Origin of the sequence: Kineococcus glutinatus, assembly GCF_039542765.1 — a bacterium.
Lineage (GTDB): Bacteria > Actinomycetota > Actinomycetes > Actinomycetales > Kineococcaceae > Kineococcus_A > Kineococcus_A glutinatus.
This window is the reverse complement of sequence record NZ_BAABIL010000475.1, coordinates 1-8696: the sequence shown is the minus strand read 5'-3', so window position 1 is coordinate 8696 and position 8696 is coordinate 1. Positions and strand designations below refer to the sequence as shown.

The 8696-nt window shown below is 76.3% G+C and carries 8 protein-coding genes and 1 tRNA gene; 2 read left to right on the top strand and 7 right to left on the bottom strand.

Annotated features, from left to right (window positions below; translation table 11 throughout):
* The 5 genes from ABEB16_RS16415 to argS form a co-directional block, all read right to left on the bottom strand.
* The coding region (locus tag ABEB16_RS16415) for a GHMP family kinase ATP-binding protein (protein WP_486335993.1) at positions 1-604 on the bottom strand (604 nt) is incomplete at its 3' end.
* The gene (gene thrC, locus ABEB16_RS16410) at positions 601-1704 is read right to left on the bottom strand and encodes a threonine synthase (protein ID WP_345713298.1); all 1104 of its coding nucleotides are present in this window, start codon (positions 1702-1704) and stop codon (positions 601-603) included. The genes thrC and ABEB16_RS16415, both read right to left, overlap by 4 nt.
* Complete coding sequence (locus tag ABEB16_RS16405; RefSeq protein ID WP_345713297.1) at positions 1701-3002, bottom strand: homoserine dehydrogenase; 1302 nt, start codon at positions 3000-3002, stop codon at positions 1701-1703. Before ABEB16_RS16405 ends, thrC begins: the two co-directional genes overlap by 4 nt.
* Before the next feature lie 100 nt (positions 3003-3102).
* Entirely contained in the window at positions 3103-4536 is a 1434-nt protein-coding gene (gene lysA, locus ABEB16_RS16400) for a diaminopimelate decarboxylase (protein ID WP_345713296.1), read from the bottom strand.
* Positions 4536-6200, bottom strand: a complete 1665-nt coding sequence (gene argS / locus ABEB16_RS16395; protein ID WP_345713295.1) for an arginine--tRNA ligase — start codon at positions 6198-6200, stop codon at positions 4536-4538. The genes lysA and argS overlap by 1 nt, the downstream gene beginning before the upstream one ends.
* Before the next feature lie 134 nt (positions 6201-6334).
* Between argS and ABEB16_RS16390 the strand changes: the two genes are divergently transcribed.
* Positions 6335-6406 (top strand) — tRNA-Arg (locus ABEB16_RS16390).
* 48 nt (positions 6407-6454) lie between these two features.
* Positions 6455-7177 carry a DUF1345 domain-containing protein gene (locus ABEB16_RS16385; protein ID WP_345713294.1) on the top strand — a complete coding sequence of 241 codons (723 nt, stop codon included), beginning with the start codon at positions 6455-6457 and terminating at the stop codon, positions 7175-7177.
* Between the two features lie 30 nt (positions 7178-7207).
* Here ABEB16_RS16385 and ABEB16_RS16380 read toward each other — a convergent pair whose 3' ends face one another.
* Together ABEB16_RS16380 and ABEB16_RS16375 are read right to left on the bottom strand one after the other, a co-directional pair.
* The gene (locus tag ABEB16_RS16380) at positions 7208-8011 is read right to left on the bottom strand and encodes a methyltransferase domain-containing protein (RefSeq protein ID WP_425560224.1); all 804 of its coding nucleotides are present in this window, start codon (positions 8009-8011) and stop codon (positions 7208-7210) included.
* A gap of 93 nt (positions 8012-8104) precedes the next feature.
* A partial coding sequence (locus ABEB16_RS16375) for an ATP-dependent helicase C-terminal domain-containing protein (protein WP_345713293.1) occupies positions 8105-8696 on the bottom strand: 592 nt, incomplete at its 5' end.

The window sequence follows — 8696 nt, the reverse complement described above, 5'->3', positions numbered from 1 at the left end:
CGTCGGGGTGCACGTCCAGGCGCGCGGCGCGCACCGCCCCCCCGCCGCCGGACCAGGCGATGGTGAAGCCGCCCAGCACCGCGGGCGCGGCGTTGTCCGGGTGGCCCTCCAGGCGGGCGGCCTCCGACAGCACCCGGACCCGCTCGCCGGCCCGGTCGCCCGGTGCACCACCGGCGGGTGCCCCGCGCGCCGCCGCGGCCAGCTGCGCCCGCGCCGCCGCGACACCGGCCACGACGGCCGCCGCGGAGCTGCCCAGCCCGCGCCCGTGCGGGATGACGTTGCGGCACAGCACTTCCAGCCCGGGGGCGCGCACGCCCTCCGCGGCCAGCTCGGCGAGCAGGGTCCGCACGACGAGGTGCTCGGCGTCCAGCGGCACGCAGCCGGCGCCCTCCCCCTCGACCACCACGTCGAGGCCGCCGGGTGCCACCGCCACGCGCAGCCGGTCGTGCAGCCCGAGGGCGAGCCCGAACGCGTCGAAGCCCGGGCCGAGGTTGGCGCTGGTGGCGGGCACGGTGACGTCGACGGCCACCCCCACCGGCAGCGCCGCGACGGGCTCCGGAGCGGCCGCGGCGGTGCCGGCCGCGGCGCCGGGTGCCGGGCTCACGACAGCTCGAGACCCAGGGCGCGGGCGATGGTGACGGCGTCGGGCTGCACCCGCACCGGCTCCACGGCGCGACGCCGGCCGTCCTCGGCACCGGCGAGCTCCAGCGCCCACTGCGGGTCCTTCAGGCCGTGGCCGGTCACGGTGACCACGATGCGCTGGCCGGGGTCGACCTCCCCGGCCTCGGTCGCGGCGAGCAGCCCCGCCACGCCCGCGGCGGACGCGGGCTCGACGAAGACGCCCTCGCGGGAGGACAGCCAGCGGTGGGCGGCGAGGATCTGCTCGTCGGTGACCGCCCCGATGCGCCCGCCGGAGTCGTCGCGCGCGGCCACGGCCGTCGCCCAGGAGGCGGGGTGGCCGATCCGGATGGCGGTGGCGATGGTCTCCGGCTCGTCGACGGGGTGCCCCTTGACGAACGGCGCCGCCCCCGCGGCCTGGAAGCCCCACATCCGGGGTCGGCGCGTCGCGGTGCCGTCCTCGGCGTACTCGCGGTAGCCCTTCCAGTAGGCCGTGATGTTGCCGGCGTTGCCCACGGGCAGGCAGTGCACGTCGGGGGCGTCGCCCAGGACGTCCACGACCTCGAACGCGGCCGTCTTCTGCCCCTCGATGCGGAAGGGGTTGACCGAGTTGACCAGCTCGACCGGGTACGCCTCGGCGAGCTTGCGCGCCTGGGTGAGGCAGTCGTCGAAGTTGCCGTCGACCTGCAGCAGCGTCGCGCCGTGCGCGATCGCCTGGCTGAGCTTGCCCAGGGCGATCTTGCCGTCGGGCACCAGCACCGCGCAGCGCATGCCCGCGGCGGTGGCGTAGGCGGCCGCGGAGGCGGAGGTGTTGCCCGTGGAGGCGCAGATGACCGCTTGCGCGCCCTCCTCCTTGGCGCGGGAGATGGCCATCGTCATGCCGCGGTCCTTGAAGGAGCCGGTGGGGTTGCAGCCCTCGACCTTCAGCCACACCTCGCAGGAGGTGCGCTCGGACAGGTGCTGCGCCCGCACCAGCGGCGTGCCCCCCTCGCCGAGGGAGACCACGGGCGTGGCGGCGCCGACCGGGAGCCGCTCGCGGTACTCCTCGATCAGGCCCCGCCACACGTGCGCCCCGCTGCCGCTCACCGGTCGTCCCCTCCCTCGACCCGCAGCACGCCCGCCACGGAGTCCACGATGTCCAGCTCCGCCAGGTCCTCGACCGTGGTGGACAGCGCCGCGTCCGTCGCGGCGTGCGTCACGACGACGAGCACGGCCCGGCCCGCCTCGTCCTGGCGCTGCTGCACGGTCTCGATGGAGACCCCGTGCTGCGCGAAGACGCCGGCCACCTGGGCGAGCACGCCCGGGCGGTCCGCCACGTGCAGCCGCACGTGGTAGCGGGTGACGACCTCGCTCATCGGCAGCACCGGCAGCTCGGCGTAGGCCGACTCCCCCGGCCCGCGCCCGCCGCCGACGCGGTGGCGGGCCACGGCCACGACGTCGCCCAGCACGGCGCTGGCCGTGGGGCGCCCGCCCGCGCCGGGGCCGTAGAACATCAGCTGCCCGGCCGCCTCGGCCTCCACGTAGACGGCGTTGTACGCCTCCCGCACCTGGGCCAGCGGGTGCGACAGCGGCAGCATCGCCGGGTGCACCCGCACGGACACGGCCTCGCCGGCGGCGGCGGTCACGCGCTCGCAGATGGCCAGCAGCTTGATGACGCAGCCCTGCTGCTGGGCGGCGCGCACGTCGGCGGCGCTGACCTCGGTGATGCCCTCGCGGTGCACGTCCGCGGCGCTGACGCGGGTGTGGAAGGCGAGGGAGGCCAGGATCGCGGCCTTGGCGGCGGCGTCGAAGCCCTCCACGTCGGCGGTCGGGTCGGCCTCGGCGTACCCGAGCGCCTGCGCCTGCTCGACCGCCTCGGCGAAACCGGCGCCGGTGGAGTCCATCTTGTCCAGCACGTAGTTCGTCGTGCCGTTGACGATGCCCAGCACGCGGGTGACGCGGTCGCCGGCGAGGGACTCCCGCAGCGGCCGCAGCAGCGGGATGGCCCCGGCCACGGACGCCTCGTAGTAGAGGTCGACGCCGTGCTTGGCGGCCGCCTCGAACAGCGTGGGGCCGTCGGCGGCCAGCAGCGCCTTGTTCGCCGTCACCACACCGGCGCCGTGCTCCATCGCGCGCAGCACGAGCGAGCGCGCCGGCTCGATGCCGCCGATGACCTCCACCACGACGTCGGCGCGGGTGACGAGCTCGTCGGCGTCGGTCGTGAGCAGGCCGGCGTCGAAGCCCAGCTCCCCGCGCTCGCGGCCCGCGCGGCGCACCGCCACCCCGACCAGCTCCAGCGGCGCCCCGACCCGGGCGGCGAGCTCCCCGGCCTGGCTCGTGAGCAGCCGGGCCACCTCACCGCCCACGACCCCGCATCCCAGCAGCGCGACCCTCAGGGGCTCCACGTCCGTTCCCTCCCGTCCCCGACCACGTCGGTCACCGTGCGATCCCCGCTCGTCCGCCGAGCCCGTCCACCCGCCCGCGCGGGCCGCTGCCGCGGTCCGCTCATCCGACGTCGAGGGCGAGGAGGTCCTCCACCGTCTCGCGGCGCACGAGCACGCGCGCCACCCCGTCGCGGACGGCCACGACCGGCGGGCGGGGCACGTGGTTGTAGTTGCTCGCCATGCTGCGGCAGTAGGCGCCGGTGCCGGGCACCGCGAGCAGGTCGCCGGCGCCGAGGTCGGAGGGCAGGAACTCGTCGCGCACGACGACGTCGCCGCTCTCGCAGTGCTTGCCCACCACCCGCGACAGCACCGGCTCCGCCGCCGAGCGCCGCGAGGCGATCGTCGCGGAGTAGTCCGCGTCGTAGAGGGCCGTGCGGATGTTGTCGCTCATCCCGCCGTCGACGGAGACGTAGCGCCGCCGCGCCCCCCCGTCGAGCTCGACGTCCTTGGTGGCGCCGACCTCGTAGAGGGTGAAGGTGCTGGGCCCGGCGATCGCGCGGCCGGGCTCGACGGACACCCGCGGGCACTCGATGCCCTCGGCCCGGCACTCCCGCTCGACGATCGCCGCGAGGTGGCCGGCGAGGTCCGCCGGGGCCAGCGGGTCGTGCTCGGAGGTGTAGGCGATGCCGAAGCCGCCGCCGAGGTCGATCTCGGGCAGCTCGGCGCCCTGCTCCCGGCGCACCCGGGCGGTGAGCCCGAGCAGGCGCCGGGCGGCGACCTCGAAGCCGGCGGTGTCGAAGATCTGCGAGCCGATGTGGCTGTGGAAGCCGAGCAGCCGCAGCTCCGGCCGGGCCAGCACCGCGGCCGCGGCCGCCTCCGCCCGCCCCGACGCCAGCGACAGGCCGAACTTCTGGTCCTCGTGGGCGGTGGCGATGTAGGAGTGGGTGTGCGCCTCCACGCCGACCGTGACGCGGATCATCACCGGCGCGGTGGTCCCCAGCTCGCGCGCGAGGTCGGCCACGACGTCCACCTCGGCGAGGTTGTCCAGCACGATGCGGCCGACGCCCGCGGCGAGCGCCGCGCGCAGCTCCGCGCGGGACTTGTTGTTGCCGTGCAGCACCATCCGGGCGGCGGGCATCGCACCGCGCAGGCCGGTCGCCAGCTCCCCGCCGCTGGCCACGTCGAGGTTGAGGCCGTCCTCGGCCAGCCAGCGCACGACCCCGGTGCACAGGAACGTCTTGGCCGCGTAGTAGACGTCCGCGCCGCCGCAGAGGTCGGCGAAGGCACCGGAGAAGGCGTCGCGGAAGGCGGTGGCGCGGCCGCGGAAGTCGGCCTCGTCGAGGACGTAGGCGGGCGTGCCGTGCGCCGCGGCCAGCTCGCGCACGTCGACGCCGCCGACGCGCAGCGCCCCGTCCCGGTGCCGGCCCACCGTGGCCGCCCACAGCTGCGGGAGCAGGTCGTTGACGTCCCCGGGCGCCCGCAGCCACCCGGGCACGATCGCCACCGAGCCGTAGCCGGGCGAGTGCAGCGCACCGCCCTCGTGGGTGCCCGCCATCACATGCGCTCCGGCGCGCTGACGCCGAGCAGGTCCAGGCCCGCCGCCAGCACGGTGCGGGTGGCGTCGTTGAGCCAGAGCCGGGTGCGGTGGACGTCCTCGACGGCCTCCTCGGCGCGCGGGGTGACCCGGCAGGAGTCGTACCACTTGTGGTAGCGCCCGGCGAGCTCCTCCAGGTAGCGGGCCACCCGGTGCGGCTCGCGCAGCTCGGCGGCGCGGGTCACGACGGCGGGGAACTCCGCCAGCGCCGCCAGCAGCACGGCCTCGGTCTCGTGCGTCAGCAGCGCCGGGTCGAAGGCGTCCTCGCGGCGCACCCCGGACTGCGCGGCGTTGACCCCGACGTTGGCGGTGCGGGCGTGGGCGTACTGCACGTAGAAGACCGGGTTGTCGTTGCTGCGCCTGACGAGCAGGTCCAGGTCGACGTCGATGCTCGTGTCCACCGAGGAGCGCGCCAGGGCGTAGCGGGCGGCGTCGACGCCCACGGCCTCGACGAGGTCCTCCATCGTGACGACGGTGCCGGCCCGCTTGCTCATCCGCAGCGGCTTGCCGTCGCGCAGCAGGTTCACCAGCTGGCCGATGAGGATCTCGAGGTTCTCCCCCGGCACGTCCCCGAAGGCGGCGCACATGGCCATCATCCGGCCGATGTAGCCGTGGTGGTCGGCGCCCAGCATGATGACGGCCCGGTCGAAGCCGCGCTCGCGCTTGTCGAGGTAGTAGGCCAGGTCGCCGGAGATGTAGGCGGGCTGCCCGTCGCTCTTGACGACGACGCGGTCCTTGTCGTCGCCGAACTCGCTGGTGCGCAACCACGTCGCGCCGTCGGCCTCGTACACCCGGCCCAGCTCGCGCAGCCTGGCGATGGCCCGCTCCACGGCGCCGGAGCTGTGCAGGGACTCCTCGTGGAAGTAGACGTCGAAGGTGACGCCGAACTCCGCGAGGCTCTGGCGGATCTCGGCGAACATCAGCTCGACGCCCTCGCGGCGGAACGTCTCCTGCTGCTCGGCGCGGGGCAGCGCGAGCAGGTCGGGGACCTTCGCGGTCACCGCGGCGGCGATGTCGGCGATGTACGCGCCGCCGTAGCCGTCCTCCGGGGCGGGCTCGCCGTGGGCGGCCGCCAGCAGCGAGCGGGCGAAGCGGTCGATCTGGGCGCCGTGGTCGTTGAAGTAGTACTCGCACGTCACGTCGGCGCCGGTGGCGCGCAGCAGCCGGGCGAGGGAGTCCCCCACGGCGGCCCAGCGGGTGCCGCCGATGTGGATCGGGCCGGTGGGGTTGGCGGAGACGAACTCGAGGTTGATCCGCTGCCCCGCCAGGGCGCTCGTGCGGCCGTAGCCGGCGCCGGCCTCCACGACGGTGCGGGCGAGCCGGCCGGCGGAGGCGGCCTCGAGGGTGATGTTGAGGAAGCCGGGGCCGGCGATGTCGGCGGCGCGCACCCCGGGCACCTGCGCCAGGCGGGCGGCGAGGACCCCGGCGACCTGCCGGGGCGGTGCGCCGGCCTTCTTGGCCAGCTGCAGGGCCACGCTGGTGGCCCAGTCGCCGTGTTCGCGGTTCTTGGGGCGCTCCACGCGGACCTCGGCCGGGACGTCGGCGGGGTCCAGGGACAGCTCGCCGGCCGCGACGGCGGCGGCGAGGGCGTCCCTCAGTGCGCTGGAGAGCTCGGCGGGTGTCACGCCACGAGCCTACCGGCGCGGCCGGGCCCCCTCGCCGCCGCGCCGGTGGGCCCCGCGGGAGCGCGGGCGGGGGACCCGGCGGGCGGGGCGGTCCGATGCGGGCGCCGACGCTGGTAGGGTTCCACCCGTCGCTGGCCCCCGTAGCTCAGCGGATAGAGCATCGGCCTCCGGAGCCGTGTGCGCAGGTTCGAGTCCTGCCGGGGGCACCCTCTCCACCCTCGCGCCGCCACCCGCCCGTCCCCTAGCGTCCGGGCGTGCCGTCCTCCACCACAGCACCCTCCCGCACCGGTTCCCGCGTGTGGTCCTCCTCCTGGCTGGTGACCGAGAACGGTCGCTACAACCTCAGCTTCGCCGTCGCCTTCGTCGTCGCGGTCCCGCTGGTGCCCCTGTCCCACGAGGCGGGCTTCGCCGGCGCCGACTCCACGGCCGTCACCGCGGCCGGGGTCTACGCCCTGATGCTGGCGTGCTACGCGGCACTGACGCTGGGCGTCTTCAGCCACAACATGGCGGCCTGCGTGGCCGACGGGCGCGGGGCCGGTGCCCCGTCGCTGGCCCGCCGGCTGCTGACGGTGCACCGGCCCGGGGCCGGCATCGCCGTGACCTTCGCCGCCGTCGCGCTGGGCGCCGCGGTCTGGTTCGCCTCCTTCGCCCCCGACGCCGCCACGCCGCTGCAGGCCGCCGTCGCCGCGACGACCACCGTCCTGCTCGTCGTCGCGGCCTGGTGCACCATGGCGGTCACCTACGCCGCCGACTACGCCCGGCGGGCGGCCGACGGCGGCCTGGACTTCCCCGGGGCCGAGCCGCCCGCGTTCGCCGACTTCCTCTACTTCTCCGTCGGGGTGTCCACGACCTTCGGCACCACGGACGTCACGGTCACCACGCGGGCGGTGCGGCGCACGGTGCTGGGTCACTCCCTCGTGGCGTTCGGCTTCAACACCGTCGTCCTCGCCCTGCTGGTGAGCGCCCTGCTGTCCTGAGGCCCGCCCGGACGGACCGGTCGGCGGGGCTCAGGCCCGGCAGAGCACCTCCCCGTGCAGCACGGCGAACCAGCCGTCGTCCGCGGCCGCCCACTCCCGCCAGCCGGCCGCGACCCGCTCCAGCTCCTCCTGTGCGGCGCCGTCGGCGCGCAGCCGCTCCGCCAGCGCCGAGGACGTGACCCGCTCGGCCCACAGCCCGCCCCACCAGGTGCGGTCCTCGGGCGTGGCGAAGCACCAGGTGGAGGCCGAGGCGGTCACGTCGGCGAAGCCCGCCGCCCGCGCCCACGACAGCAGCCGCCGGCCGGCGTCCGGCTCACCGCCGTTGGCGCGCGCGGTGCGCCGGTAGTCCTCCAGCCACCGCTCCAGGCCCGCCGGGCACGGGTACCACGTCATGGCGGCGTAGTCGCTGTCGCGCGCGGCGACGAGCCCGCCGGGGCGGCACACGCGGCGCATCTCGGCCAGCACCGCGACGGGGTCGGCGACGTGCTGGAGCACCTGGTGGGCGTGCACGACGTCGAAGGAACCGTCGGGGAAGGGCAGGGCCGCGCCGTCGGCCACCTCGAACCGCAGCCCGTCCAGGCCGCGCGCGGCGGCGGCGGCGCGGGCCTCGGCCAGCACGCCGGGAGCGCTGTCGACACCGACGACGCCGGCGGGACCGACCAGCGCGGCCAGGTCGGCGGTGATGGTGCCCGGCCCGCAGCCGACGTCGAGCACGGTGGTGCCGGGGGCCAGGTGCGCCAGCAAGTAGGCGGCGGAGTTCTCCGCGGTCCGCCAGCGGTGGGAGCGCAGGACGGAGTCGGCGTGGCCGTGGGTGTACGTCGCGGTGCGCTGCAACGGGTCCTCCTCGATCGACGGGAGCCCGAGCCTGTCGGCCAGCCCTCCACATGTCCACGAATTGAGACATCGATCCCACATGTTGAGATGGCGTTAGTCGTGGCCGCCCGTGGCCCGCCGCGTCGGCCGCGCCGCCGCCGGGTCCTCGGGCCAGGGGTGGCGCGGGTAGCGCCCGCGCATCTCGGCGCGCACCTGCCGGTACGCGCCCGACCAGAACGAGGCCAGGTCGGAGGTGACCGCCAGCGGCCGGCCCGCCGGGGACAGCAGGTGCACCACCAGCGGCACCCGCCCGTCCGCCACCCGTGGCGCGCGCTCCCACCCGAAGAGCTCCTGCAGCTTCGCCGCCAGCACCGGCGCCGCCGGATCGGAGTAGTCCACCCGCACCCGGCTGCCGCCGGGCACCGCGATGCGCTCCGGGGCCAGCTCCTCCAGCCGCGCCGCCTGCGGCCAGGGCAGCACCCGCCGCAGCGCGGCGGCCGGGTCCAGGCGCGCCAGATCGGCCCGCTCGCGCACCCGGGCCAGCTCCGCGGCGAAGAGCTCCTCGGCGCCGGCCAGCAGCGCGGCATCGGAGACGTCGGGCCACGGGTCGCCGAAGGCGTTGCGGCAGAACGCCACCCGCTGCCGCAACGAGGTCGCCGCCGGCGTCCAGCCCGGCGCGTCGATCCCCGCGGCGCGCAGCGCCAGG